This window comes from Endozoicomonas sp. SESOKO3 (assembly GCF_024606255.1).
In genome coordinates, this window is record NZ_JAHHPR010000023.1 from 1 (window position 1) to 1412 (window position 1412).

At 51.0% G+C, this 1412-nt stretch carries 2 protein-coding genes; both read left to right on the forward strand.

Features of this window, described 5'->3' with window-relative positions:
• Positions 1–71: 71 nt before the first annotated feature.
• Positions 72–1010, forward strand: a complete 939-nt coding sequence (locus KDK18_RS00325; RefSeq protein WP_257252378.1) for an FAD-binding protein — start codon at positions 72–74, stop codon at positions 1008–1010.
• Between the two features lie 14 nt (positions 1011–1024).
• On the forward strand, positions 1025–1412 hold a 388-nt coding region (locus KDK18_RS00330), incomplete at its 3' end, for a 2Fe-2S iron-sulfur cluster-binding protein (RefSeq protein WP_257252379.1).

Consider the following 1412-nt stretch of genomic DNA (forward strand, 5'->3'; position numbering starts at 1 on the left):
CAATGGCGCCATTGGTATTGAAGCGGAATACACGACCAGAACCACCGGTGGGCCAGCCAAGGAACAAATACATGGAACTGGGCCCGCGTGACAAGCTCTCCCAGGCTTTCTGGAATGAGCAGCGTAAGGGCAACACCATTGAAACTCCTCTTGGTGATGCTGTGCTGCTGGATCTTCGCCATCTGGGTGAAAAGAAATTGATGGAGCGCCTGCCCCTGATCTGCTCACTGGCTAAAAACTATGTAGGTGTTGATCCTGTTCATCAGGCTGTTCCGGTTCGTCCTGCGGTTCACTACACCATGGGGGGGATCCGTACCGATATCAACTGTGCGGCCGATATTCCAGGCCTCTACGCTGCCGGTGAATGCGCCAGCATTGGCATGCACGGTGCTAATCGTTTGGGCTCAAATTCCCTGGCGGAAACGGTGGTATTCGGTGCAATGGCCGGTGATAAAGCGGCCGGGTTTGCTCAGCAGGCTGTGATGCCTGATGAGAAAAAGCTGTTGGATCAGGCGAAAATGCATCTCTCCAGCATCGAAAATCTGCGCAATGCGAAGGGCACTGAAAAAGCTTCTCACATTCGTCAAGAGATGGTGAAAACTATGGAGCGTTGCTTTGGTATCTTCCGAATTGGCGAAGAGATGCAGGAAGGGGTCGATAAGATTGCAGAGCTTCGTGAGCGCTTTCGTAATTTACAGGTTGAAGACCGCAGCAAGGTTTTTAACACTGAACTCTTGCAGGCTTTTGAACTGCAAAGCTCCCTGGCTGTTGCTGAAACCATTGCAGTAGGAGCGCTGAATCGAAGGGAATCCCGTGGTGCTCATCAGCGAATTGATGGTTTTGACAATCGTGACGACGAGAACTTCCTGAAACATACTCTGGCATATTATAACGGTGACTCAGCTCCCCGTTTGGACTATCAGGATGTCAATATTACTCGTTATCAGCCAGAAGAGCGTGTTTACGGTGCAGCGGCTGAGAAGGGTGCTGCGGTGCCGGATGCAAAGTGACGGGAGGGCTGTAAATGAGTAAAAAGACAATCAACATCGAAATTCTGAGGTACAACCCGGAAAGCGATGAGAAGCCCGGCTACGGTAGATTTGAGGTTCCTTTTCTTGAAGAGTGGTCTGTGCTGGATGCCCTTGAGTACATCAAGGACGAACTGGACTCTTCTCTGGCCTATCGCTGGTCTTGCCGGATGGCTGTTTGCGGAAGCTGCGGCATGGTCATTAATGGCACGCCCAAGCTGGGCTGTGAGACCTTCCTGAGGGATTACAAAAGCACCATCAAGGTAGAGCCACTGGCCAACTTCCCGATTGAGCGTGACCTGGTGGTGGATGCAGAAGACTTCATCAAAAAACTGGAGTCTGTGAAGCCTTATATTATTAATGCAATGGAAAAACCGGTTGCAG